The organism is Streptomyces yamdrokensis (genome assembly GCF_053890455.1).
Genome location: NZ_JBSSMB010000002.1, coordinates 16419 through 40128 on the forward strand (window position 1 = coordinate 16419; position 23710 = coordinate 40128).

Sequence of the window (23710 nt, forward strand, 5' to 3'; positions counted from 1 at the left end):
GGTCGGTCAGTGGGTGGCCGGGGTGAGCCGGCCTTCGAAGTGGATCTGGAAGGCGTTCAGCGGGGCCTTCCAGCGCATGGTCCAGCGCTTGCGGCCCTTGCCTGTCGGGTCCAGCGACATCAGTGCCATATAGACGCACTTCATGGCGGCCTGTTCATTCGGGAAGTGCCCGCGAGCGCGGACGGCCTTGCGGATCCGTGCGTTCACGCTCTCGATCGCGTTGGTCGAGCAGATGACCTTGCGAATCTCGACATCGAAGGAGAGGAAAGGCACGACCTCTGCCCAGGCGTCCTCCCAGAGCCGGACGATCGCCGGATACTTGGCGCCCCACTCCTCCTGGAACTCGGTGAAGCGGGCTGCGGCCGCGGCCTCGTTCGGCGCGGTGTAGACCGGCTTCAGCTTCTTGGCGATCTTGTCCCAGTCCTGGCGGCCCGCGTAGCGGAAGCTGTTCCGAAGCAAATGGATCACACAGGTTTGCACAATTGTTCGAGGCCAGACCGTTTCGACAGCGTCCGGCAGGCCCTTCAGGCCGTCGCAGACCAGCATGAGCACGTCCTGAAGGCCGCGGTTTTTCAGCTCGGTGAACACGTGCAGCCAGTACTTCGCGCCCTCCCCGCCGTCACCGGCCCAGATCCCCAGGATGTCGCGATGGCCTTCGACCGTGACGGCCATGACCACGTAGATCGGCCGGTTCGCGACCTGACCGTCCCTGATCTTCACGTTGATTGCATCGACGAACAGAACGGGATAAACGCGGTCGAGGGGACGGCTCTGCCATTCGGCCATGCCATCCACGACCTTGTCGGTGATCGTGGAGATCGTCTGCTTCGACACCTCGGCGCCGTAGACCTCGGCCAGGTGGGCGGCGATCTCGCCGTGGGTGAGGCCCTTGGCCGACAGCGACAGGACCATCTCGTCGACCCCTGTCAGACGCCGCTGCCGCTTCTTCACGATCTGCGGCTCGAACGTCCCCGTGAGGTCCCGGGGTACCTTGATCTCGACCGGCCCGACATCGGTCAGCACCGTCTTCGAACGGGTGCCATTACGGCTGTTGCCACTGTTCCGGCCGACCGCCTCGTGCTTGTCGTAGCCGAGGTGATCGGTGATCTCGCCCTCCAGGGCGGACTCGAGGACCCGCTTGGTCAGCTGCTGCAGCAGCCCGCCCTCACCGGTCAACTGCAGGCCCTCGCTCCGGGCCCGGTCCACCAGCCTCGCGATCAACTGGTCATCCGCAATCTGCGGAGCCTGAACCGCCTCAGCGGCCCCGATCTGCTCCAACTCCACACTCTGATCCGTCACTTGGCTTCTCCTCCTTGCTGGGCGGATCAGCCGTTAGTTTTACAGTCCCGCGCCGTGGGCTATGGGGAGGGTGAGCTGCATTGGTTTCTGAGGTCGATAAGTTACGGGCGAAGGTTGGAGAGCTGGAGCGAGATGTTGCCTGGAAGCGGAGACGTGCTCGTCTACTCACAACTTCTCTGTTCGTTGTCTTGACGAGCATCCCAGCGCTCATCGCATGGAACGCCCTATGGGCTGGTAACCGTGATGTGCTTGTGGTCGGCAGAGCTTTCCTCGTCACTGCGCTGGTCGTCAACGGCCTCACGGTCGCGGCCATCTGTATCGACCATTGCTTCAGGGCTGACACCTTCGACGGTCGAGCCGTGAGCTATACGGTTCCAGACCGTTACGCGCACAGCTTGGCGGAGATGTGCGACAGCCTGACCTCCGCTCGCGAGGAGCTTCGCCGAGCGCGTCTGCAGGCGCATCCACCGCTGACGGAGCGTCGCAGCATGTATCGCGAGGACACCGTTGAGGTCATCGCTCAGTACGGGCGAGAGAGCCGACACTACCGTCGCGTCCACAACACTCTGCAGTCTCTGATCATGATCGGCTCGACTGCAATCACCACGATCGCGGCCCTCAATCAGCAGGAGTGGAATTGGCAGACCCTCTCCGTCGTGATTCTGGGGTTCAGCATCACCCTCGCGTCCGCGTTCACCGGCTACTACAAGTACCGCGAGCGCAGCTACTTCCTGCGGCAGACGGCTGACGCCATCGAGGAGGAACTGAACGCCGTGATGCTCGGGATCGGTGACTACAGCCAGTTCACCGAGGAGCAAGAGAGCGAGGCCCTCGCCAAGTTCACCCAACGCGTCGAGACGCTTCGCGGTGAGCAACGGCGTCGTGAGCAGCAGCTGGACCAGCCTGCCGAGCAGGCCGCGCCTGTCGCGCCGCCGCCAGCTATGTGACCGGCAGCCGCCCCAGACAGAGTCCGGGACAGCTGGACGTGCCGGTCGGCCTCGGTCCTACGTCGTGGCGTCCTTCGCTGTGGTCTTGTCGTCCAGGTACACCACCGCAGTCGGCCCAGAAGCATCCGCCGAGTGACGGCGGGGGTCTGAGCAGGCGCCGCACAAGGCGCCCTGCAAGGTGTTTTGCAGGGCGCCTCACCGATCCGGTCCTGACGGGAAAACCCGCACGTCACAGGGTTGGTCAAGGGGGGCGGGCGCACCGCGTTCGCGCCTTCTGCCTGTGCAGCCCGCAGAGTTTAGCTAGTCAGTGGACAGCATCTGCCGTTCTCTATTCGTCATCGCTGATGCTGTCGACGATGTGGAACCCGGCGCGCTCCAAGCTGTGGTTGAAGTTCTCCTGGTGCTCGACGTAATGAACCAGACGCGCGAAGGCGACATGCCACCGAGTCACCTCGTAGCGGTCGAGTTCGGTCTTGCCGTCCACCTGCTTGAAGATCGGGGTGGGCAGGGGAAGGTAGATACGCCCCTTGTCGACGGATACGAGACCGTGTCGGTCGACCAGTGAGCCGTTCCAGAAGATGTCTGCCCAGAAGTAATCGACGGCGTCCACGAGTGGAAACGACTCCAGCCAGTCTGGCGTCCTGCCGGTCATCCGATCACGACCGAGGCCCCAGGAGACGCTCAGTCGCACGTCGTCTTTGTACACCAAAACGTGGCTGTGCGAGTCGGGATGGAGCTCCCAGTTGTCGCTCCTGGTGGACTTGTCCCAAGCGTCGCGGAAAGACGGTCCCGAGTCGGCGCCCCAACAAGGGATGTGGTTCCAGTTAGGGTTAGGCGATTCCTCGATTATTCGGTGGATCTCACTCAGACGCACTGCCCGGCTCCGTTCTCATATCCCGCCCTATCTGGCGGTGTACATGAGACGCACGACTGACAGCGATGGTTGTACGGGTCATGTTCGCTGCGCAACGTCCGCAAGATGGGATGCGATATCTCGACCTCGTGTCAGAGAAACCAAAAGGGAGCTGCCGTCGCCTCGCGCCGCTGCACCACTACCGTCCTTGACTACCCGTGCGGAACACACCGCCGCCAGGAGCGCGCAGCGCGGGGCCGGCAGTGAGGGCGCCGCACAAGGCGCCTGGCAAGACGCTCTCCAGGGCGCCGCCCCCCAAGGTGTTTCGCAGGGCACCCTGGGACCCATTGTGCGGTTCGTTGATCCGGGAGGTCAGGCAGGAGGCAGCCCGGGAAGTACCGTCCCGGTGTAGGCAGCGAGCACGCTTCCCAACGCACCGCTGACGACGGGTGAGTTGAGGATACCGACGACGGAGGCTCCCCAGCGCTGGAGCTTGCCCGGGTCAGGAGATCCGCTGGCCGCCTCGGCTTCGAGACGCGTGGCGAGCTGGGTGAACTCGAAAGCGTCGTCCTCCGGCAGCTCCAGAGCTGGCGCGGCCTGACGCAGGGCGCGGGCGAGCATAACGACCGCCGCAGGGTCGATCCCGTCCTTGTTGGTCGTAGCGTTCATGGTGAAGTCACGGCTGTTCGCGGCGATGTTGCCGGTGTTCTCCGTGATGTTGAACGTCGTGTTGCCGCTGCTGTTCCGACGCTCGTATGCGCTGATGTCGCCGTCGTAATGCTCCACGCAGTCCAGCCCTTCAGGCGTAATCTCTGCACGTACCGGCCCCTCTCGGTCACTGACCTTGATGCCCTTGATCAGTGCCTTGGAGTCCAGATACGCAGCTGCTCGGTCTATTTCCGTGAGGGTGAGACGATCGCCTTCGAAGAGAGCCTCGTCTGACTCCAGGATGTCGTCGATGACGGGGAAGTTGGTGCCGTCGTGCTTTCGGTGCCATAGCCAGACGAGCAGGGCCCTACGGGCCGCAGCGCTCCGGGCTGCTGGTGACGAACGACGGCGCAGGCGCTGTTCCATCGCTTCGAGGCCATAGGAGGTCAGCCGCGCACGCGCATCGCCCATGGTCGACTGGCTGCCGTCCAACAAGCCCTTGCTCTCGCAGTACTGGAGCAACTCGTGGGCTTGAGGATCCGCCATCCCGCGTTCCTGAGCAAAGGGCAGGATGGAAACGTCGGCCAGCGGGTTCTCCCCAGCTTGGTCGTAGACCCACTCAACTAGCGGATCGAGCAGTTCCGCGAACTCAACGGCCATGTGGCCTCCTCTCGTCCACGACCGAGGGTATGGGGCGCCTCTGACACTCGGGCCGGGGCTTCTCCAGTCTCGCCTACCACTTACCCGGGGTGAGTGATCTTGATGGCCTGCGATGGGCAGGCCTCCGCCGCTGCAATGATGCGCGGGTCTTCGTCGTTGGACTCACGGCCCGGAATGACTTCCCCGTAGTCGTCGACGACGGTGAACACATCAGGCGCCCGGTAGGCGCACTCGGCAGAGCCGTAGCACAGCTCCCGGTCGACGGAGACGGACACAAGACACCCCTTCGGTCGGCTGGCTCGCTCACTGCGCCAGGAGCTTGACCAGTGTGAGCCGGTCTTCTGCTGTCCTGTCATGCTCTCCCTCAGATCCTGTTAAGCGCTGGTGCGTCTGTCCAGGGGAGAGACGGGAAATCGACGTAGCAGCAGAAGTGTCCCGGCCGGGGCACCTTCGGGTCCACGATGCGCCTCGTCATCAATGTTCGAATCGCTCGAACACTTCCATCCAAATTTGATTGGAAGCTGCTCGCCTAGTGATTCAGCGGCCGTGAGCCTTCATCCAGCGCAGGAGAGCCTTGTAGACCGTGGGGTCATCGGGGTCGGCGAAAGCTTCGGCGAGGGTGCGGGCGAGTTCCTGGCGGGGGATACGGCCGCGCTTGAGGTCGTCAGCGAGCTGCCGCGCGCGCTTGTCTACGGCCTGCCGCAGCAGGTCGTCGGCCGTCGCCTTACGGGGCGCCTCGTCCACGAGGTCGTCGTCGGGGTGAGTGAGGACTTCCTCGACCTGGTCGCGGATTTGGGCTGCCGGCGCGCTGGAGCCGTGCGGGCCGGGCAGTGAGGCCACGATCTCTTGGATGTCGCGTGCAGTCACCTTCGGCAGGCTGTCGCGGAGCAAGGCGTGGAGAGTGACGGCGGCGTCGATGTCGTAGCGTTCCACGATTGGGAGCAGGGCTTCGACGTGGGAGCGAGTGAGCTTGGGGACGTCTTTCAGGAGGCGGGCGGCGAGGGGCCAGCCACGGCGCATGCGGCTGGAGTCGGCCTGGGTAATGTCCCAGTCGGCCAGCAGGGCCTCGAACGTGGGGTACTTGGCCCGGTACAGGCGGCGCTTGGCGATGGTGTCCAGGGCCTTGCCGGTGAGCCAGTACGAGGTGTGATGAGAGCGGGCAGCACGCTCGCAGAGCTCCAGGTCCCTGGCTTCGTCGTCGGTGAGGCGGTTGGGGTCGGTGCCGGCCACGTCGGCGTCGGGGTCGGGGACGGTGTCCAGGGTGAGGGCGGTGTCGGCGGGCGCTGCGGTGGTCTTGCGGGCCAGGCCTGCGAGGCCGAGGGATCGCTTGGTGCCGGTCAGGCCGAAGCGGTCTGCGGTGGTCTCGTTGGTGTCGGTGGTCATGCTGCGTCCTGTTCGGCGGCGCGGGTCAGGATTTCCCGGGCGAGCGTAGCGAGGTCTTCGGCGACGGAGGCGGAGGTGGCGGACACGATGGTTCCGCCGTGGGCGCGACCGGCGCGCAGGTCCCAGAACTTGGGGTTGTTGGCGACGGCGGCTTCCAGTTCGTGGACCAGGCGACCGTGGCTGCGGGCGTCCTGTCCGACGGCTTCGCTGTAGCGGACGATGGAGTCGAAGAGGTAAGCATCGGCGCCGAGTTCCTCGGCGACCCACTTGCGGGCGTTGCGGTGGATCTGCTTGGAGGCGCTGCCGCTGCCGAAGAGGACGACGCCGAGCAGTTGCAGGTCAGGGTTGACGGTGCGGCGGACCAGCTGGAACTGGCGGCTGATGCTGCCGAGGCCGTCGTTGATGCTGGCCTTGTCGGAACGGGTCGGGGCGATCATCAGACGGGCCGCGGACAGGGCCAGCTGCTGCAGCGGGGGGTTCTCGGGCGCGCTGTCGAGGACGACCAAGTCGTAGGCGGGGGCGATCGGGGCGAGGCAGACGGCCAGGGCGAGGGCCTGGCGGTGCTGCTGCATCCGGTAGGTGGCCTGGAGCATGTCGGGGGCGGCTCCGATGTGGGAGCCGCCGACCACAACGTCCAGGCCCGGGCGTACGTCTGTGACGGGCTGCAGGGGCTGCCCCGTGCGCAGGGCTTCGTAGAAGGCTTTGCCGTCGTCATCGACGGCGCTCTCGCGGTAGCCGAGGTCGCGGCCCACGTTTCCTTGTCCGTTGACGTCGACCAGGAGGACTCGGGCGCCGTCGGCGGCGACCAGGCCGGCGAAGTTCGAGGCGAGCGTGGTCTTGCCGACGCCGCCCTTGCCGTTGGCGATGACGTAGGTGCTGCTGAGGGCAGACCGGTCGATCGGCGGTGTCTGATCGTCATCGAGCATGGACGACTACTCCTGTCGCATACGGGGTGGTGCTGCCCCGCATGTTCCCACGGGTGCGCCCGGTGTCGTGATGGGCCTGGCGCGGCTGGGACGTGCTGGGCGCTGTCGACGCGGTTGAGGTCGGCTGGGTGCTCGGCTGCGGTGGTCGGACCGGGAGGACCGGTTTCCACGCTGTGGAGGTGCTGGGGGCTCGTCATCGCCGGGCCGCCATGGCGAGCAGGGCGAGCAGGACGGTGGAGCCGACGCCGGCCCAGGCGGCGGCGACCTGCAGCGGTTCTACGGCCGCGGGGTGCTGCCAGGAGAGGTAGCCGAAGAACATCGCCATGAAGCCGATGAGGAATGCGGCGACGAGGCCGATTCCGACGAGTAGCGCGGGGGAGGTGGGCTGCGGTCGCGGGGGCGAGGCGGGGACCGGGTCGGACGGGGTGGCCGGGTCGGGGGTCGGGGCGTTGTGGTCGGACACGTCGGTTCCTTCAGTCGGTGGTACCCGCCGGGCTGGCGAGTGAGCGGAGCGTGGAGCAGTCCCGTCCCTTAGGTCTCGGGGTGCGTGCTGCACAGCGACCGGGGCTGGTGTGCAGCACAGTGAGGGACGGGTGGGTTAGCTCCGCAAGCCCGTCGTTGGGAAGGAACCGTGACAGTCGACGGGGCCTCATTCCAGAGTTGTGGCCTGGGCCTTCGTGCGGATTCCGGGGCAGTCACTCCTTGAATGGCGGGTCCGGAACCGCTACAGGGCGCGGGAGCGGACGTACGCGGTGGGAAGGCCGGAAACGCAAAAAAGGCCCCGGAGACGAGGGGATCTCGTCTCCGGGGCCTTGAAGGGTTGCGACGCTAGCAATGCGGTGTGCTAGGGGGCGGTGTAGGGCGCTTCGCGCCGTGCTGGGTACGACGTCAGCCCAGTCGAATCCGGGCCGGGCGTCAAAGAAGGGCGCTGATCGCGGCCAGGGCGAGGACCGCCAGGGCGGCGAGGGTGCAGTCGACGGCGCGGCGTAGTTGGGTGAACTTGACGACGGCGATGTTGAACAGGACGCGGATGCGGGCGGCGCGGGTGTCGCCGTCCATGCAGGCGCGGATCTCGGTCTCGTCCAGGCGTGCCCAGTAGGGGAAGGATGCGCGGTCGTGGCCGCCGAGGCGGGGTCGGACGACCAGAAGCAGCAGCACGGCTGCGGTGCCGAGGGCGGCGACGGCGAGGACTCCGAGGGCTTTGGTGAGGGTGGGCAGGTCGTGGTCGACGAGCGTGGTCAAGCCGGCCAGCGCGGCGCCGGCGAAGGCCAGCAGTAGGGACGCTTTGCCGTCGGTGCGGGCGATCTCGCCTGCGACCGCGGTGCAGGCAGCGTCCAGGTTCTTGTCCGTGGTGGTCGGCGCGGTCATGCCGGGGTGTCCTTTTATGGTCAGGCCGCCAGAGTGTGGGCCGGCGGGGTGAGGTAGGTGGTCGGGTCGGCAGGGATGCCGTCGAAGCACTCCAAACAGGAGCCGAGCGTGCGCAGCGGGAGGCAGTGCTGGTAGCGGCGCCTGCATGTCGGGCAGGTGGTGCGGGCTGCCATCGCGGCGTCCAGGGCGGCCTCTTTGGCGAGGGTCATGGGCCGGACCGGCTGGGCAAGGTCGAGCCGGTACAGGTACGCAGGCCGGGTGCAGGCGCGGTTCGGGCGGGTGGCGCAGGCCTGAGTGGACGGTTCGTGAAGTGATGTCCGTTTCTGCATGAGGGTTGCGTCAGGGGTGCTGGTCGTAGCGGTGGCTATTGCTTCCTGGCGAAGCTGCCCGTGTCGGCTTCGGTGAGGACGCCGAGTTTGACCAGGCGTTTCAGCTTGGCTCGGGTGCCCTCGACGTTCTTGGGCAGGATTTCGTGGCCGAGGGCCTGACAGACGTCCTTGGCCCGCAGGGGCCCGGGGGCCTCGTTGAACACGGTGAGGATGCGGGCGTAGTCCGGATGCTCGGGCAGCTCCGGCGGGGAGACGGGGATCCGGTCGGCGAGGCCGGTGACGGTTGTGCGGGTGATCGCGAGGTGCTCGAGGTGGGTCTCGGCCTCCCGCAGCCGGGTCTGCAGGTCGTCGATCCGCGCGCGGAGGTCGTCGGCCAGGGCACGGGCGGCCTCCTCCTGGATGTCCAGCGCCTGGAGGAGGGGCTGGATGTTCACGCTGCCGCCGGCTCACGCCAGGTGGGGGCGTTCGCGCCGGTGAGGCGTCGGGCCATCACATGGGTCATGGCCCAGTAGACGCGGGAGGCCGAGGAGGAGGGGTGGTGTTCGTAGTCGCGGACCAGTCGCCGGTGCAGTATCAAGATCCCGTAGGTCTGCTCGACCCTCCATCGCTTCGGCTGCGGGACGAACCCCTTGTGCTGCGGGTCGCGTTGGACGATCTCCACGTCGATGCCGAGGCCGACGCCGTGTGTGACGACCTGGGTCTTGAAGCCCTGGTCGACCAGAGCCTTGCTGACGGCGCCGCCGGCGTTCTCGGCAACCTCGCTCAGCAGGGCGATACCCGCGGTGTTGTCATGGACGTTCGCCGCGAGAACGACGACCGCGATGACCAGGCCGAGGACGTCCACGGCCAGGCCACGCTTGCGGCCCGGCACCCGCTTGGCCGGGTCATGGCCGGTCGTCGCGGCGGGGACCGAGGCGGCCGCGCGGACACTCTGGGTGTCCAGCACCACCAGGGTCGGGTCCTCTAATCGCCGGGCGCGTTCCCGGACCTGGCAGCGCAGGAGCTCATGGATGACCTGGTCGGTTCCGTCGTCCCGCCAGGCAGCGAAGTAGTAGTACGTCGCGCTCTTGGGCGGCAGGTCATGCGGGAGATAGGCCCACTGGCATCCGGTCCGCCCCTGATAGAGGATCGCGTTGATGATCTCCCGCATGTCATAGGCGCCCTGATGGCCGCTGACCGAACGATGCCGGTCCTTCCACGCGGTGATCACCGGCTCGATCAGGGCCCACTGCTCATCCGATAAGTCACTCGGATACGGCTTCCGTTCACTCACCCGGCCAGCCCACCAGACCCCAGCCCCCGGGCCGGGAGAATCCGCCTCACAACCACACCATCAGGCGATAGCAGAATCACTCATACACTCACGAACCGCCCACTAAGAGGGCGTTTATGCAGGTTAAGCCCTAAATGCGGCTCTCGCCCCTGCCCTGCTTTGGGGGCCTTCATCCCGTAGGTGGCGAATGGCGGTCTCCAGGGCGGATGCTCAGCCATCCGTCTCGTTCGCTTCCATGCCTGGAAGTCCGTCTGGTTTGAAGTTGCCGTGGAATCGCCCAATGAACAGCGGAATCGAACATTCCGCCTCGCTCATGATCACGCTACGTCGTGAGCGAGCGCAAGCCGTACCCCAGCGACCTGTCCGACGCCCGATGGGCCCTGATCGAGCCGACGTTGACGGCCTGGAGAAAGGCCCGGCTCGACCGCAGGCCAACCGGGCAGCCGGCCAAAGTCGATTTACGCGACGTCTTCAACGCGATCCTCTACGTGAACCGCACGGGAATCCCCTGGAAATACCTTCCACATGACTTCCCGAACCACGGCACCGTCTATGCCTACTACGCGGCCTGGCGCGACGAAGGAATCTTCGCCCGGCTCAATTACGACCTGACCGGACTGGCCCGCGTGAAGGAAGGGCGCAAGCCTGAACCGACCGCCTCCGTGATCGACACCCAGAGCGTGAAGACTTCCACCAACGTGCCCGTGACCAGCCAGGGAACGGACGCCGCGAAGAAGATCGTCGGTCGGAAGCGCGGCATCCTCACCGACACGATCGGCCTCATCCTCGCCGTTACCGTCACCGCCGCCAGCCTGTCGGAGAACGCCCTGGGAATCCGTCTCCTCGACCAGGCGAAGGAGACGTACCCGACCCTCTCCAAGAGCTGGGTCGACACCGGCTTCAAGAACGCTGTCGTCGAGCACGGCGCCCGCCTCGGAATCGATGTCGAAGTCGTCAACAGGAACCCGGAGACCCGCGGCTTTCAGATCGTAAAAAGGCGCTGGGTGGTCGAGCGGAGTATCGGTTGGCTCATGATGCACCGCCGCCTCGCCCGCGACTACGAGACCCTCACCACCAGCTCCGAGGCCATGATCCACATCGCCTCGATCGGCAACCTCACCAGGCGCATAACGGACGAGACGACACCCACCTGGCGAGGAACGTACTAGGACGTAAACGGCAAGTTGCCCACTTCAAACGCCCTCTAAGAGCACACAGTCGATGTGGAGGGAGGCACCAACCGCTCAGACGGCGGCCGTTGGCACGGAGCACCGCTCCAGGAGACCTCTCCCGGTTCATCTCCTGCGGACACCCAGATCCCACTGGAACAGGACACAGCTACAGGTCGAACTCCAGGTGCTCGACGTCGGTGAACTCCACCGGTGAACTCCACCTCCAGGCCGTGGGCGCGGCGGCCGCCGTCGCGGAAGTAGACCTCACCGAGCGCTTCGGCCGCCAGATCGCGCAGCTGCTGCTCACTCACGCCAGCGTCCTGGGCGTCGAAGAGGCGGGCCGCATGGTGCGGGGGCAGGGCGAGGGTGAGGTGGCGAATGCGGGCGTCGTCGGTGGTGCCGGGCGCGGCGGTGAAGCCGAACCGGGCGCGGGTGTCGACGACCAGGCCGGTGGTGGTGGCGGCCTGGCGCCGGGCGCGTTCACGGACGCGGGGCTGCCAGCGCTCGCGCACCGCGTCCGCCAGGCGCTGGGCGAGGTCGGCGCGGGGTCGGCGGATCTGGTCTTTCACGTACCGCTCCACGGTGCGCTGCGAGACGCCGAGGGCGTCGGCAACCGCGCGGGTGCCTTTGAGCTGCTTGACTAGGTAGCGCATCTGCGCGCCGGCCGACTTGGGGATCGGGCGGGTGAACGCCTGCTGGACGGCGCGGTTGAGGCCGTCTCCGATGACGCCCATCGGAACTCTCCGTTCATGATCGGCCGTGTGGGCCGCTGTGGGGCGATCACGGGCGGGCTGGGGAAGTAGTTGTCCGGCCCGCCCGTGATCGCGCCGCACAGCGGCGTCCAGGGCGGTTAGAGGGCCGGTTCTTTCGCGCCGGACATGTCGCGCAGGCGGCTGTAGTGGAACTGGTGGGCCACGGTGACGGTGGCGGTGGGTCCGTTGCGGTGCTTGGCCACGATCAGGTCGGTCTCTCCGGCGCGCTCGGACTCGGGCTCGTAGTAGTCCTCGCGGTGCAGCAGGATGATCGCGTCGGCGTCTTGCTCCAGCGCGCCGGAGTCGCGCAGGTCGCTCACCGCCGGGCGCTTGTCCTGCCGTTGCTCGGGCCCGCGGTTGAGCTGGGCCAGGGCGATGATGACCGCGCCGGTGTCGGAGGCGAGGATCTTCAGTTCGCGGCTGATCTCAGTGACGCGGTCGTAGGTCGACTGCCGGGCGTTGCGCTGGTCGGTCTGCATCAGCTGGAGATAGTCGACGACCACGAGCGGAGCCCGGCCGGTCTCGCGAATGACGGTCTTGATGCGGGAACGGATCCGGGCCGGGCTGACGCGGGCGCTGTAGTCCATCCACAGCGGCAGGCCCCGCAGTTCCGGGGTGTGCCGGTCGAGTCGGTCCCAGTCGTCCTGGGTGAGGCTGTCGACGCCGTCGCGGATGTGGTGAAACGCCACCCGGGCCCGGGCCGACAGGATCCGGTTGCTGACTTCGGCCCGGCCCATCTCCAGGCTGTGCACGAGGGTGGGAGCTCCCTTGCGGGCGTTGGCGGTGGCGACGCCGAGCGCGAACGCGCTCTTGCCCATGGCCGGGCGTGCGGCGACCAGAACCATCTGCCCGGGCATCAGCTTCATCAGGCTGTCCAGGTCGGTGAACCCGGTGACGGCGGCCGGCGGGACGGAGACGGCAAGGCTGTCCAGGTGCGCGTCCAGGTGGTCGCCGAACCGGCCGAAGGTGTCGTCGTTGTCCTGGTCGTCGGCGGCCAGATACTCCAGCTCCGCCTGGTGGGCGGCGATCGTCTCCGGCACCGAAAGCGGATCCGCCTGGCGGGCGCCCTGCATTCCGCGCACCAGCGCCTGCTGGTAGCGGCGCACCTGAGCGTAGCCGTGCACAAGGTCGGCGTAGTGGCCAGCCTCAGCCGCGGAGCACGCCTCACCCGCGATGCGGGACAGGCCGACCGCACCGCCCACGCGTTCCAGGTCACCGCTGCGCCGCAGCTCGGCCTCCACGGCCGGCACTCCGGTCGGGCGGCTGGCGCCGTGCAGCCGCTGCACGGCCGACCACACCAGCTCGTGCGCGGGCTCATGCCAGTCGCCCGCGCGCACGGCTCGCGCCACGTCGGCCACCGGATCGTAGGCCGGGGTGGCCATCAGACAGGCGCCCAGCGCGCGACGTTCGGAGTCCACGGAGACGGCCTGCTCCTGGTCCAGGGTCGTGGTCACTTGGCCACCTCCACTTCGCTACGGGTAATGCCGGGGTGCGTGCAGCGGCGCTGCGGGCCGCTGTCGTCGTCGTCCAGGAGCCAGCCGTACTCGTCACACGCGGGGCAGGCCGCAATCACGCCGCGGGCCGCCGGGCGCGGGCTGCTGCCGGTCGGTGCGGTCGTGATCTGAGGGCGCACCAGGGCGTAGCGGCGCAGGTCCTCCACCCAACCGGGCAGGCACTTCGTCCAGGACGTCGCGCCGCCGGTGTTCTTCAGCACGTCCGCCTCGAGCAACGCATGCTGCTCGAGGTCCATGCCCAGCAACGACGGCCAACCCTGCTTGCGCATCGTACGCAGCAACTTCGGCGCACACCGGCGTGCCGTTGCCGCACCAGCCTGCCAGCGCTGCATCTGCTGGAGGAAGTCCTCGGCCGCAGTGATCTCCTCCGGGGAGAACTCCGCCTCCTCCCGCTGTGACGGAAGCGACCGCGAGGTGCGCGTGGGAGGGGTAGGGGAGGAGGATTCCTCCTCCTCCGGGGGGTGTGGGGGGGGCAAAGCGGATCGCGAGTTTTCCGCATTCCGGCTCTGACCAGGCGAAACGCGGGTTTCCGGATCGCGGGTTTTCCGCGATCCGGCTCCGGATCGCGGGTTTTCCGCATTCCGGCTCTGACCAGGCGAAACGCGGGTTTCCCGCGATCCGGAGGGCTGGGAATCGCGGGAAACCCGCACTTCGGCGCTGACCTGCTGCGATGCCGCGATGCCGAGGTCGACGTACTGCTCGTTGTTCGCGGGATTGCGGTAGACCCGCGTGACCCAGGTGGGGCGCTGCGTGGTGTCGTCATAGACCGGGACGCGGGCCAGGTGGCCGGCCTTCGTCAGGCGCGCCGCGATGGCGTTGTATCGGTCCTTGCCCATCTTCCAGCCCTGCGCCTGCAGGTCCCGGCGGATGGCTTCCATGGTCGACGGCAGGCGTGGGTCGCGCAGCAGCAGCTCTGCCAGGACTCCGATGTCTTCGGGCTGCAAGCCCGGCGTGCGTACCAGCTCGCGGCGCAGCACAACTTCCTCAGGCGGCTCCCAGCCGCGTTCAAGGTAGCTGGCGCCGAAGTCGTCAGGTGATGGCAGGCGGTGTGGGCTGTGCAAGGGGGCATCTCCCCAGTTAGGGGAGTCATGACCAGCGACTGTGACGTACTGCCGACCCGGGATAGTGGCGATGCGCGCGGAGCCGCGCATATCCTGGGTATAGGTGACCACGCGGGCTCTAGGGTCCACGGGCATCACCCGGCAGACGAGGTCACCTCGCTGCTCACGACTCGAGCTTTTGGAAGGGTTGCGAGTCGATCGCTAGGAAGCGGTCCCGTTGTGGCGACGGGGCCGCTTCGGCGTTTACGGGCTGGTTGGCATCAGTCTCCTTATCCAGCCTGTCGTTCCGGTTCTGGAGCCTGTACCGCCTCTGGATGCTTTGCCGCCCAGCCGTTCAACAGGCGAACGTAAGCCTCGAGGTGGCGTCGGCGAGGCTTGGCCAGGCCGGTCTCCCAGCGGTGGAAGGCCACGCGGGTGACGCCGAAGACTTCGGCGACTTCTTCTTGCGTCAGCCCGTCGGCTTTCCTCAGCCGAGCCCGGACGTCCGGCGGCGGCATGGTGTCCGGCCGTGCGAGCAGAGCATCGACTGCGTTGAGTAGCTCAGACACTGATCCCCCTCTCCTTACGTGATCCGGAACTATACATAACGCTGCACTTTTTCAGGCAGAGATGACAGTGTGTCATGCGAAAACTTTGATTTGTGTGCAGTTCTAAGCGAGCCTGGCGCAGGCACAGGTCGACGAAGCGAGGGGCAAGGCTAAGGTCAATCGCATGCGCCTCGCCCTCTTCGACCTGGATGGCACCCTGGTCGACCGCACCGCTGCCTTCGCGGACGCCATAGCCGTCCTCAGCCACGACCACGGCTATGGGCCGGAGATTGAGCAGTGGCTGCTGAGCGAACTTGCCGACCGGGCTGAACGTCACGACTTCGTCCGCCTTTGTGATGCCTTCAACCTCGATGAGGACCCTGATCACCTGTGGCGGGTCTACATTGATCGCATGGCGACTGCCGTCACCTGTCGCCCAGAAGTTCTCGAAGCCCTGAGCCGCCTCAAGGGGGCTGGTTGGCGGATAGGCGTCGCAACTAACGGAGCCAGCGACATCCAGCGTGCCAAGGTGCGCGCGACTGGTCTTGCTGACCTGATCGACGGCATCGCCGCCTCGGGTGACATTGACGTTCGAAAACCTGATCCGCGACTGTTCGAGCTTGCCGCAGCCCGCTGCGGCACTCAACTGACCCCTAGTGACTGGATGTGCGGAGACAACCCCGAGACCGATGCTGCCGGCGGCTACAACGCCGGCCTGCGTGTGATCTGGGTACGTGACCGACTCTGGCCTGACGGCCTTACAACCCCACACCACACGGTCGATGATGTCACCCAAGCCATCGAGTACCTGCTCACCCACTCCGTGGAGTAGCCCAGTGACCCACCAGCCTGTCGTTGGCATCCTCCACCCCGGCAGCATGGGCGCCCCCGTCGCCGCCTGTGCTGCGACGAATGCGGCCGCAGTCCTATGGTGCGAGGCCGGGCGTAGCCCTGCGTCCGCGGCACGGGCCCAGCAGTTCGGCCTGACGCCGGTGGCCACGCTACGGAACCTGTTGGACCGCAGTGACATCGTCATCAGCCTCTGCCCACCGGCTGCCGCCGAAGACCTGGCCCGCGATGTCGCCGAGCACGGCTTCGCTGGGGTGTATGTGGAGGCGAATGCGATCAACCCCGAGCGCATGGTCCGCATTGCTGAGCTGCTCAAACCTGCGGCGGCCGTCGTGGACGGCGGCGTCGTAGGCTCCCCGCCCGTATGCGGCAAGACGCCGACGTTGTACTTGTCCGGACCTGTTGCCGCGACCGCCCAGATCGAAGCACTTTTCGCTGATACTGCCGTGCAGACGAAGACGCTGGGCAGAGAGGTTGGGAAGGCGTCCGCGCTGAAACTGTCGTATGCATCGTTCCAGAAGACCAGCCGGGTACTGGTGGCGCTCGCAGTAGGCATGGCGCGTGAGCACGGCGTCGACCAGGAACTCGTCGAGGTCGCCTCCCGGCGCACCGACTCGTACCTCGCGGAACCGGAGTACGTCGCCAAGACCGCCGCGCGCGCCTGGCGCTGGGGCCCGGAGCTGCAGGAAGCCGCCGACGCCCTCGCGGCCGCTGGCCTTCCACCGGAGATGTTGCGCGCAGCCGCGTCCACGCTGGCACGGTGGAACGACGCCAAGGACGGCGAGCTTACGCTCACCGACGCCTTGGACCGACTCGCCCAGCCGTAGCCCGCGCTCATGTCGTCGCCGCTCCTGCCCGCTGCGCCAGCAGCTGGTCAATGAGCCGTGCCGCGTCCTGCGGAGACGCCGCCGTGGTGTCCACCATCAGGTCCCAGATCATGCCCGGGTGCGCGTCCAGGTCCTCGCGGGTCGCGTCCCATGCCGCCAGGCGCGCCGCAGTGTCTCTGTCGCCGCGATCCACCGACCGCTGCCCGGTCGCCTCACGAGGGCACCACAGCATCACCGCCGACCAGTCGGCCGGATAGCCGTTGACCAGGGCCCGGATGCCGTCGACCTGCCCGAGGTGCACTACCGGCACCCCGGCGGCGAACGCCGCGTCTAGGCCGGGCGCGTCTATGACGTACGTGTTGCCGTACCGCGAGTTCGCGTAGACGACGTCGCCCGCGGACTCCAGCTCGCGCAGCTGCTCCGCCGTACCCATCCGGTAGCCGGCCGACTTGCCGGTGCCGATCTTGAGCCGCGCGAACTGCGCGTACCGAAGGCTCAGTTCGGTGAGGGCTGCGGTGACGGTGTCCTTTCCGGCGGCCGGCGGACCGTAAAGGATTACGCCTTGTCGTTCGGTCACGCGTACATCGCCCCCATCGCCTGCCGGGCTTGGTCCGCGAGCGACACTGCGGTGCCTAGACGGTTGTCGACGACCAGGTGCGGCACTGCCGGGCGCAGGTCCAGATCGATGGTTGCCATGTACTCGTCCCAGCGCTGGAGCTTCCACGCGTCCCGTGCGGCTGAGCGGAAGGTGATGTACTCGCGCATCGACTCTTCGTCGCACCGTACCCACACGGGGAAGACATCGACGCCCAGTGAGCTAGCGCGATTAGTCAGCCGCTGCATCCAGTCCGCATCCGTCATCTCTGAGATGAACGGCGCGGTCAGCACGGTTGAGATACCGCACTTGATGTTGGCCATGGCGGACTGCATGAGGCAGTCGTACTCCACAGGCCGGACACGTTCCCGATAAAGCTCTGTGTGTCGATCGTTGGGGTCGCTGCCCAACGCCACCAGGAGCCGCTCCACCAGCGGTCTGGTGAGAGGGTCCTTATCGAGCAACGGCCAGCCGGTGAGCTGGACGAAGAACCTGGCTAGCTCTGTCTTCCCGCTGCCGGCGAATCCGCCGACCAGGATCAGGACAGGCCGGTGCGGGTCGCCGCCAGTATGCCGTCTCTTCCAGGCGTCGATGATGCGCTGCTGGAGCGCGATGTGGTCTGCACCGTCGCTGCCGGGTGTGATGCGGTGGATTGCACGCTCAACGGCGAGGACGTGCGATCCGTTGAGGCGACCGTTCATTGGCGTGAGCTTGAAGGACGTCTCTTCTCCGGGCAGTGGATTGCGGAAGCCGAGATCAGGTTCGGTGGCCCGGTAAAGGAGGCAGTAGGCGCGCCGGTAGTGGGGGCCTGGGTAGACCTCCCCCTGCTCATGCTGCCAGAGCGTCTGTGGATTGGCGGCGGGGATGCCCTTCAACCTGGCTTGCTCGGCCACCTGTCGGAGACGTTCGCCCGCCTGCTCCAGGGTCAGCCCGTGCGCTTCACGATGCTCACGCAACCGTTCAGGCCGCCACCCGATGTGGTTTTTCCCCACCTTTTGCGCCTCCGTCGTCATGATCTCGGAGCCTAGAGGTAGATCCCAAAATCCCATGTATACGCGGATGTTGAAACCGTGTGTATGAACAGGTGTAGGAGCTTCGACAAGCCGCCGTGATTCTGTTCCGAGCTCGCTACCGCTGTGATGTCCCCACAAGGAGAACCGTCAGACGGAGGGCGCGGTGAGTGGTGCTTGGTCAGCTTCTCCTGTTGTCGCCGGACTCAAGCCGCTCCAAGCGCTCAGTCAGGTCAGCCACCTGCTGTTCCAGTTGCTTGATCGCCTGGGCTGTTGGATCGGCGACGGCATCGACAGCCGTCTCCCGGATGAAGGATCCGCGACCCTGGTGGGAGTAGATGACGCCGTCTGTGCGGAGCTCTGTCAGCGCTCGCTGCACTGTGCCTGGGGCAACGCCGTAGTGGTCTGCGAGTTCTCGGGTGCTGGGCAGTTTGTCGTTGCCCTTCAGGCGGCCAAGCCGGACCTGGTCCTTCACTTCCTGCACGATGCGCTGGTAAGGCTGCAGGTCCTCGGTTGCCATGAGCCACATCGTAGAGACCCTTCGCTGATTTAGACAGCTTTACCAACTTGGTTGACACGGTTGTGACTGTATCAGCTAAGTTGTGTAACGCAGCACGGTATGACGCCTGGAGAGCTCGTAAGGGCTCGAAGGAAGCGCCGGTTGATTGACAACTCAACAGAGGACACCCGGAGCCACGACTCGCTGACGCCTCCGAGCAAGAGACCTGCGGAGGGGCGTCATAGGGCGAATCCAATGGCCACCCGGGATCAGGCAACTGCGATAAGCCAGCCCTGCCTGCGCGAGCAGCCACGCACCTTCTCCCATGCCGCCCTCACGGGCGGACAAGTGATCCGAACGCGCAGGTGAGACAAGGGCAAAGATCGCGCCGCACCTTCGCAGCCCGCCGTACACCGCCCCACCTTCCTGGTCGGGCCGGTGGCCGGCGGAGTGCGCAGGACGCACTCATGCGACGACCCCCAGGGATTGCGCCCCTGGGGGTCTTGTCGCAGGTCACCCTTCGCGAGAGGACGACCCACCACATGCCCAGCATGACAGCACCTCCCGCCTTAACCACCCGACCGCCGCTACCGGTGAGGCCCCAGCCGCACGAGCGCGACGGAAGCCAGCCCCAGCCGCAGACCGACAGCCGATCGCACCCGCACAGCGCGCGGCACGAGGACACCGACACCCGCCAGCTCCTCGACAGCGTGTACCGCCAGTACGCCCCGATGGTCACCCGGGCCGCCGCCCGCGCGCTGCGCCCCGAAGACCGCGGCTTGGTCGACGAGATCGCCCAGGACGTCTGGTTGGACACCTGGCAGCACCTGCTGCGCGGAAACCCGCTGCACTCCCCGGCCGGGTTCCTCACGATGCGGGCCCGCCGCCGGGCTGTCGACCACTACCGCTTGGCCCGGGTCCGGCGCGAGCAGTCCACCGACTTCACCGACGCCCTCGCCCTGCATCGCCTCGCCCAGCTGATCGGAGCCGCAGCATGAACCCCGCCACCGCTTTTCCACTGTCCAGCGCCGCCGACGAGATCGGCCCGCGTCGCCCCGGTGCGATCTACCAGAACGTGGACGGCCGCTTCGAGGTCTTGGTCCTGGTCACCGATCCGGCCGACGCGGCGAAGCTGCTGTGCCGTGACAGCGCCCGGTGGGCGGTCATCGTCCGCGACACCCTGCGCCCGGACGGTCAGCCCTTCGCGGTCGGTTCGGTGTGGACGACGTCGGACTACCTGATCCGACCGGCCAGGACGGCATACGCCCCCGCCGCCTGACGGCCCGCCACGGTCCCTTTCCCGCCCCACCAGAGCGTCAGGGGCGGGAGAAGGGCCGTGGCTGGCCGCCTGGCCAGTCACAAGGTGACAGCCCCGGAAGGTGAGAGCTCCGGGGCTGTCCGGTCAACGGAACCTTAGGAGAACCCTTGACCACGACGATCATGACACGGGCTATGGCCCGTGTGACAGAGTCCGCAGCCAACCCGGAGTACGCGTGCACCCGGTGCGGCAACTTCCACACCGGGGTCTGCCTCACCGTCGCGCACCACCAGCTCGGTGACCTCCTGGAGCGCATGGTGCGCGAGGCCGACGCCCGGATCCCGGACGGTCGACGGGCGCGGCGCACACTCCAGGAGATGGCGCCCGGCTACATCCGGCAGCCGGTGCTCGCCCTGCACCGGCCGGTCATGGCCGACGACGCCTGCCCGCTGTGCGGGCGGTGGAGCTGTACGGGCAGCGACTGCCCGCCCGCGGCGTCGGCCCTCGCGCATGTCCCGGCTACCGCGTCCGGCAAGTGGCAGTGCGACACCTGCGGCGGCTGGTTCGGCGTCACCGGCGCCCGGCCGGCCCCGGCCACCGCCTGGACGTGCGACGTCTGCCGCGCCATCGGCCGGTGACATCCCGCCTCATACACGCGGCCCGGGCAGCGCAGCACCGCGCCGCCCGGGCCGCCCTCACTCTCGGCCCCGGCCATCCCCTCGCCCGCCTGCTGCTGGCCGCCGCCGCCATCGCTGCCGCAGCCGCATGGGAGGCCGGCCACCACGTCACCGATCTCCACCACACCCGCCGCCCCGCCCTGCGGGGCGCGCTCGGAAGGACAACCACCCATGGCTCGCATCACCCGCGCACGCATGAACCGTGAGGCCGACTACTTCGAGAACACTGCCGCGCTCCGGTCGGATGCCGCGGCCGCCGACGGCGAACGTGTCGCCGCCGACCCTAGTCAGAGCGACTACACCCGAGCCTGTGCTGCCCGCGCCGCCGAGATCGCCCGCAGCAACGCGGCGGAGTACCGGCACATTGCCGCCGAGCTGCGCGCCGGGGAGATCCCTGACGGGCTCGACCTCACCTGAGCCATCCCGCTCAGCCGACATCGCCACCTCTGTCGGTTGCCTGACCCGCCCGGTCCCGCCCCCGCATTTCGCGTGCGGCTGCGGGACCGGGCGCGGTCCAGGGGAGCCGCACAGCCCCGGCACCCGCCGTTTCGGCTCCACCGGCCGCTGTTTCGGGAACGCGCCGCCGCGTTTCGGCAGCGGCCCCCATCGTCTCGCCCGCACCCTGAACGCCCCCTTTTGGAGGCCCCCGTGTCGATCACTGAGACGCCGCAGACGGCGGCTCTCGATACCCCCGTTTCGCGCCCGCCGACCGCCGTTTCGGAGCCACCCGCTCCCGTTTCGGGAGCGGCGGGAAGCGTTTCGGGAGCACCGAACCGGAACCCGATCAAGCCCCGGCGGGACCGGCTGATGACCGCGCTGTCGGTGGCCGCCGCGATCGGCGGCACACTCGTCGGCGTCATCGGCTTCGCGATGTCCTACAGCACCCTCGCAAAGGTCGCCCTGGCCTGGGGATTCAGCGAGGATCTGGCGCCCTGGTTCCCGGTCGGCGTGGACGCGAGCATCATCGCGTTCCTCGCGCTGGACCTGTACCTGATCCGCAAGGACACCCCGTGGCCGCTGCTGCGCATGGCCGCGCACGGCATGACCGCCGCCACCGTGTGGTTCAACGCCAGCTCACAGGGCCACATCGGCGACGACCCGGTCAAGGCCGCCAGCCACGGCGTCATGCCGGTCCTCTTCGTCATCGGTGTGGAGGCCGCCCGCCGCCTGATCATCCAAAAGGCCAGGCTGGAGGCCGGTACCGCGGTCGACCGGATCCCGCTGCACCGCTGGATCCTCGCCCCGCTGGACACGCCGCGCTTCTACCGCCGCATGCGGCTGTACGCGGTCGCCTCCTACGAGGAGATGGTCCGGCGCCAACAGGACCTCATCGCCTACGAGCAGTGGCTCAAGCGCAAGCACGGCGGCGACCTGTCCAAGGCGACCGACGATGAGCGGCTGCCGATGACGATGGCGCCTTACGGATACACCGTCTCCGAGGCCCTCGCGCTGCCTGAGAAGCAGGAACGCGAGGCGCAGAAGCGGGCGGAGGAAGCCGAGCGCCGGCGCCTGGACGCGGAGACGCGTCGGGAACTCGCCCAGAAGAAGGCGGAAGCCGACCGGCTGGAGGCCGACGGTGAGCTGGAGGCCGTCCGCGCCCGGGTGGAAGGCCAGACCGCCCAGGCCCGCGCCCACGCCCGAGCCCAGGCCAGCGCCGCCGAGCGGGCCGCCGAGCTGGAGGAACAGGCACTGGAGACGGCGCTGATCGCCGAAGCCCGCGCCCGCCAGGCCGAGGCGCAGCGCAAGGAGGCCCAGGAGCGCGAGGCGAAGGCGGAGGCGGACCTGCGCGCAGCCGAGCTGGAGCGTCAGGCAGCCGAGAAGCGGAAGGAAGCGGCGGAGGCCGACCGGGTCGCCGCGGCGGAGGCGCAGGCGATCGAGACCCAGGCCGTCGCCGAAGCCCGCAAGGCCGCTGCCGAAGCGGACAGGGCCGCCGCCGAAATGGAGCGGGCCGCCGCCGAAACGCGGCGCGCCGCTGCCGAAACCGAGCGTAGGAAGGCAGAGGAGGAGCGCCGCCAGGTGATCGCTCTCGCCGACGCCAAGCGCGCTCAGAAGAACGCCGCCGAAGCCGAGCAGGCCGCTGCCGAAACGCGTCTGGCCGCTGCCGAAATTGAGCGGCGTGCGGTCGAAGCCGAGGACGTCGCGCGGCTCAAGCCGCGTGAGCGGTCGGTGCGCAGGGTCGCGCGAATGATCCTCTTCGCCGCCGACGGCATCGCCGAGCGGCTGCCGCTGGCGGACATCCAGCACGAACTGGCCGTCTCCTCGCCCGCCACGGCGTCCGAATACCGCCAGGAAGCGGCCGAGCTGCTCGCCGGCGGCTACCGCCCCTGACCACCCCACCCCACTGCACTGGATCGTCCGACGGTTCCGCCGGCCCCCGAACTGCTGCTGACAGCTCGGGGACGCGGCGAAGGCGCCGAGACGCCAATCCGCAGCTTCCCACCGATCCGGATCACACCACCACCCCGAGGAGAAATCCCTGATGAGCAAGGACATCGCCACCCGGGTCACCACCGGTGTGCAGGCCCTCGCACTGCCCGGGCAGCGCGAGGGCTGGCAGGCCCAGCACCGCGGCAGTCTGCTGACCGACGCCCAGACCTACGACGCCCTGGCCGACGCCATCCAGGCCGACCTCAAGGCCCGCCGCCTGGACGGTGACCTGCCCTGGGGCATCTCCGCTGCCGCCCGGGCCCGCAAGCGGGTCAAGCCCCTGCGGGACGCCGCGAAGGCCATGCGCCAGGCCGCGAAGGCCATCAACGGCACCGTCGCCGCGTACGAGGAGACGCAGCCCGAGGTGGTCCTCAAGCGCCGGGAGGACAAGGCCCTGCGCAAGGCGCAGCGCAAGCAGCAGCTAGGCGCCGCCGCCCACAACTCCGCGCAGGCCACGCTGCAGCGCCTCGCCCCGGCCGACAGCGACGACGGCCAGGCCGGCGCGCCGAAGCTGCTCGGCGACTACTTCGGCAAGCAGCAGCGGGGCGCCTGATGCCCGCCGGAATGTCCCCGAAGAAGGCGGCCCACTGGAACGCCCGACTCGAACAGGCCAGCGCGGCAGGCGAGAAAGGCCCGGAGGAATTCTTCCGGGCCTGGCTCGATCTGGTGAAGGTCTCCGCCCTGCAGAAGGTGAAGCGGACCGGCGACCACGCCACCTTCAACGCCCTGTCGGCGGAGCTGGAACGGCTCTACCGGGATCACTGCCAGTAATCGTCATCGTCATCATCATCACCGCCGAAATGGGGGTTGACGGGGGTCCCAACCACGCGTACGCGTACGCGTGCGAGGCGGCCCC

Annotated in this window: 29 protein-coding genes; 11 read left to right on the forward strand and 18 right to left on the reverse strand. The window is 67.7% G+C overall.

From position 1 onward, the window contains the following. Positions 1-6: 6 nt before the first annotated feature. Entirely contained in the window at positions 7-1278 is a 1272-nt protein-coding gene (locus ACWZEH_RS34190; RefSeq protein ID WP_456200193.1) for an IS256 family transposase, read from the reverse strand. Between the two features lie 209 nt (positions 1279-1487). Between ACWZEH_RS34190 and ACWZEH_RS34195 the strand changes: the two genes are divergently transcribed. After that, a complete protein-coding gene (locus ACWZEH_RS34195) occupies positions 1488-2246 on the forward strand; it encodes a DUF4231 domain-containing protein (RefSeq protein ID WP_456200151.1) in 759 nt (252 codons plus the stop codon). A 328-nt stretch (positions 2247-2574) separates the two neighbouring features. Here the strand turns inward: ACWZEH_RS34195 and ACWZEH_RS34200 are convergent, their stop codons facing one another. The 10 genes from ACWZEH_RS34200 to ACWZEH_RS34245 all read right to left on the reverse strand — a co-directional run bounded on the left by ACWZEH_RS34200 (position 2575) and on the right by ACWZEH_RS34245 (position 9686). Beyond that, a complete protein-coding gene (locus ACWZEH_RS34200) occupies positions 2575-2937 on the reverse strand; it encodes a hypothetical protein (RefSeq protein ID WP_456200152.1) in 363 nt (120 codons plus the stop codon). Between the two features lie 534 nt (positions 2938-3471). Further along, positions 3472-4407, reverse strand: a complete 936-nt coding sequence (locus ACWZEH_RS34205; RefSeq protein WP_456200153.1) for a hypothetical protein — start codon at positions 4405-4407, stop codon at positions 3472-3474. An 80-nt stretch (positions 4408-4487) separates the two neighbouring features. Next, entirely contained in the window at positions 4488-4682 is a 195-nt protein-coding gene (locus ACWZEH_RS34210; protein ID WP_456200155.1) for a ferredoxin, read from the reverse strand. Positions 4683-4944: 262 nt separating this feature from the next. Then, positions 4945-5790: a hypothetical protein gene (locus ACWZEH_RS34215; protein WP_456200157.1), complete on the reverse strand. Its 846-nt coding sequence runs from the start codon at positions 5788-5790 to the stop codon at positions 4945-4947. Next, complete coding sequence (locus ACWZEH_RS34220) at positions 5787-6716, reverse strand: ParA family protein (RefSeq protein WP_456200159.1); 930 nt, start codon at positions 6714-6716, stop codon at positions 5787-5789. The genes ACWZEH_RS34215 and ACWZEH_RS34220 overlap by 4 nt, the downstream gene beginning before the upstream one ends. Before the next feature lie 193 nt (positions 6717-6909). Continuing rightward, on the reverse strand, positions 6910-7179 hold the full coding sequence (locus ACWZEH_RS34225) for a hypothetical protein (protein ID WP_456200160.1): 270 nt from the start codon (positions 7177-7179) through the stop codon (positions 6910-6912). Positions 7180-7631: 452 nt separating this feature from the next. After that, a complete protein-coding gene (locus ACWZEH_RS34230) occupies positions 7632-8084 on the reverse strand; it encodes a Pycsar system effector family protein (RefSeq protein ID WP_456200162.1) in 453 nt (150 codons plus the stop codon). 20 nt (positions 8085-8104) lie between these two features. Continuing rightward, on the reverse strand, positions 8105-8413 hold the full coding sequence (locus ACWZEH_RS34235; RefSeq protein WP_456200164.1) for an RRQRL motif-containing zinc-binding protein: 309 nt from the start codon (positions 8411-8413) through the stop codon (positions 8105-8107). Positions 8414-8448: 35 nt separating this feature from the next. Then, complete coding sequence (locus ACWZEH_RS34240; RefSeq protein ID WP_456200092.1) at positions 8449-8847, reverse strand: hypothetical protein; 399 nt, start codon at positions 8845-8847, stop codon at positions 8449-8451. Then, positions 8844-9686: an IS5 family transposase gene (locus tag ACWZEH_RS34245; protein ID WP_381180232.1), complete on the reverse strand. Its 843-nt coding sequence runs from the start codon at positions 9684-9686 to the stop codon at positions 8844-8846. The genes ACWZEH_RS34240 and ACWZEH_RS34245 overlap by 4 nt, the downstream gene beginning before the upstream one ends. A gap of 329 nt (positions 9687-10015) precedes the next feature. Between ACWZEH_RS34245 and ACWZEH_RS34250 the strand changes: the two genes are divergently transcribed. Then, complete coding sequence (locus tag ACWZEH_RS34250; protein WP_456192207.1) at positions 10016-10855, forward strand: IS5 family transposase; 840 nt, start codon at positions 10016-10018, stop codon at positions 10853-10855. A gap of 35 nt (positions 10856-10890) precedes the next feature. Here the strand turns inward: ACWZEH_RS34250 and tpg are convergent, their stop codons facing one another. From tpg to ACWZEH_RS34270, 4 genes are all read right to left on the reverse strand, one after another. Beyond that, positions 10891-11592 carry a telomere-protecting terminal protein Tpg gene (gene tpg / locus ACWZEH_RS34255; RefSeq protein WP_456200166.1) on the reverse strand — a complete coding sequence of 234 codons (702 nt, stop codon included), beginning with the start codon at positions 11590-11592 and terminating at the stop codon, positions 10891-10893. A 116-nt stretch (positions 11593-11708) separates the two neighbouring features. Next, entirely contained in the window at positions 11709-13064 is a 1356-nt protein-coding gene (locus ACWZEH_RS34260; RefSeq protein ID WP_456200167.1) for a replicative DNA helicase, read from the reverse strand. Then, positions 13061-14185: a hypothetical protein gene (locus ACWZEH_RS34265; protein ID WP_456200168.1), complete on the reverse strand. Its 1125-nt coding sequence runs from the start codon at positions 14183-14185 to the stop codon at positions 13061-13063. The genes ACWZEH_RS34260 and ACWZEH_RS34265 overlap by 4 nt, the downstream gene beginning before the upstream one ends. 269 nt (positions 14186-14454) lie before the next feature. Next, a complete protein-coding gene (locus ACWZEH_RS34270; protein WP_391795453.1) occupies positions 14455-14733 on the reverse strand; it encodes a helix-turn-helix domain-containing protein in 279 nt (92 codons plus the stop codon). Between the two features lie 163 nt (positions 14734-14896). Here ACWZEH_RS34270 and ACWZEH_RS34275 point away from each other — a divergent pair, with 163 nt between their 5' ends. Both ACWZEH_RS34275 and ACWZEH_RS34280 read left to right on the forward strand, forming a co-directional pair. Continuing rightward, a complete protein-coding gene (locus ACWZEH_RS34275; RefSeq protein ID WP_456200170.1) occupies positions 14897-15544 on the forward strand; it encodes an HAD family hydrolase in 648 nt (215 codons plus the stop codon). Positions 15545-15590: 46 nt separating this feature from the next. Continuing rightward, positions 15591-16388 carry an NAD(P)-dependent oxidoreductase gene (locus tag ACWZEH_RS34280; protein ID WP_456200195.1) on the forward strand — a complete coding sequence of 266 codons (798 nt, stop codon included), beginning with the start codon at positions 15591-15593 and terminating at the stop codon, positions 16386-16388. Positions 16389-16395: 7 nt separating this feature from the next. On the opposite strand, the gene ACWZEH_RS34285 is transcribed toward ACWZEH_RS34280, so the two are convergent. From ACWZEH_RS34285 to ACWZEH_RS34295, 3 genes are all read right to left on the reverse strand, one after another. Beyond that, on the reverse strand, positions 16396-16965 hold the full coding sequence (locus ACWZEH_RS34285) for a phosphotransferase-like protein (RefSeq protein WP_456200171.1): 570 nt from the start codon (positions 16963-16965) through the stop codon (positions 16396-16398). Further along, positions 16962-17996, reverse strand: coding sequence for an AAA family ATPase (locus ACWZEH_RS34290; RefSeq protein ID WP_456200173.1), 1035 nt, complete (start codon positions 17994-17996; stop codon positions 16962-16964). Before ACWZEH_RS34290 ends, ACWZEH_RS34285 begins: the two co-directional genes overlap by 4 nt. Positions 17997-18174: 178 nt before the next feature. Next, the gene (locus tag ACWZEH_RS34295; RefSeq protein WP_456200175.1) at positions 18175-18513 is read right to left on the reverse strand and encodes a GntR family transcriptional regulator; all 339 of its coding nucleotides are present in this window, start codon (positions 18511-18513) and stop codon (positions 18175-18177) included. Between the two features lie 572 nt (positions 18514-19085). On the opposite strand from ACWZEH_RS34295, the gene ACWZEH_RS34300 reads away from it, so the two are divergent. The 7 genes from ACWZEH_RS34300 (at position 19086) to ACWZEH_RS34330 (ending at position 23625) form a co-directional block, all read left to right on the forward strand. After that, positions 19086-19490 (forward strand): RNA polymerase sigma factor, encoded by a 405-nt coding sequence (locus ACWZEH_RS34300; protein ID WP_456200176.1) that lies wholly within the window; start codon positions 19086-19088, stop codon positions 19488-19490. Next, positions 19487-19771, forward strand: a complete 285-nt coding sequence (locus ACWZEH_RS34305; RefSeq protein ID WP_456200178.1) for a hypothetical protein — start codon at positions 19487-19489, stop codon at positions 19769-19771. The genes ACWZEH_RS34300 and ACWZEH_RS34305 overlap by 4 nt, the downstream gene beginning before the upstream one ends. 173 nt (positions 19772-19944) lie before the next feature. Beyond that, positions 19945-20388, forward strand: coding sequence for a hypothetical protein (locus ACWZEH_RS34310; RefSeq protein ID WP_456200180.1), 444 nt, complete (start codon positions 19945-19947; stop codon positions 20386-20388). A gap of 210 nt (positions 20389-20598) precedes the next feature. Further along, on the forward strand, positions 20599-20844 hold the full coding sequence (locus ACWZEH_RS34315; RefSeq protein ID WP_456200181.1) for a hypothetical protein: 246 nt from the start codon (positions 20599-20601) through the stop codon (positions 20842-20844). Positions 20845-21234: 390 nt separating this feature from the next. Further along, on the forward strand, positions 21235-22755 hold the full coding sequence (locus tag ACWZEH_RS34320) for a DUF2637 domain-containing protein (protein WP_456200183.1): 1521 nt from the start codon (positions 21235-21237) through the stop codon (positions 22753-22755). Positions 22756-22906: 151 nt separating this feature from the next. Next, entirely contained in the window at positions 22907-23407 is a 501-nt protein-coding gene (locus tag ACWZEH_RS34325; protein WP_037940351.1) for a hypothetical protein, read from the forward strand. Positions 23408-23418: 11 nt separating this feature from the next. Continuing rightward, the gene (locus ACWZEH_RS34330) at positions 23419-23625 is read left to right on the forward strand and encodes a hypothetical protein (RefSeq protein WP_456200185.1); all 207 of its coding nucleotides are present in this window, start codon (positions 23419-23421) and stop codon (positions 23623-23625) included. Positions 23626-23710 lie beyond the last annotated feature (85 nt).